Source organism: Pseudomonas machongensis (assembly GCF_034961125.1).
Lineage (GTDB): Bacteria > Pseudomonadota > Gammaproteobacteria > Pseudomonadales > Pseudomonadaceae > Aquipseudomonas > Aquipseudomonas machongensis.
On sequence record NZ_JAYFUI010000024.1, the window covers coordinates 1 to 531 of the forward strand.

The following is a 531-nucleotide window of genomic DNA, read 5'->3' on the forward strand; positions in this document are numbered from 1 at the left end:
CGCGCTGGCAGATGTCGCGGATCACCGCCATCTCGTGAGTGATCAGCACGATGGTCAGGCCAAGGCGCTGGTTGATATCGCGCAGCAGGTCGAGGATCGAGGCGGTGGTTTCAGGGTCCAGTGCCGAGGTCGCTTCGTCGCACAACAGGATCTGCGGATCGTGCACCAGCGCGCGGGCGATGCCGACACGCTGCTTCTGACCGCCGGACAACTGCGCCGGATAGACATGATGCTTCTGTTCCAGGCCTACCAGCTCCAGCAACTCGCGCACTTTACGCTGACGCTCGGCCTTGGCCACGCCGGCGACCTTCAAGGGGAGCTCGACGTTCTGCCACACGGTCTTGGCCGACATCAGGTTGATGTGCTGGAAGATCATGCCGATGCGCCGGCGCAGCGACACCAGGCGATCCTCGTCGAACGGAGCGATGTCGACCTGGTCGATCAGCACGCGCCCTTCGCTGGGTTGCTCCAGGCGGTTGATGGTGCGCAGCAGTGACGACTTGCCGGCGCCGCTGCGGCCGATGATGCCGA

1 protein-coding gene is annotated in these 531 nt (G+C 64.4%); it reads right to left on the minus strand.

Translation table 11 applies throughout. The features are described 5' to 3' along the window. Positions 1 to 531 (minus strand): methionine ABC transporter ATP-binding protein (locus tag VA602_RS00525; protein WP_323452168.1); only part of this gene is annotated, 531 nt, incomplete at both ends.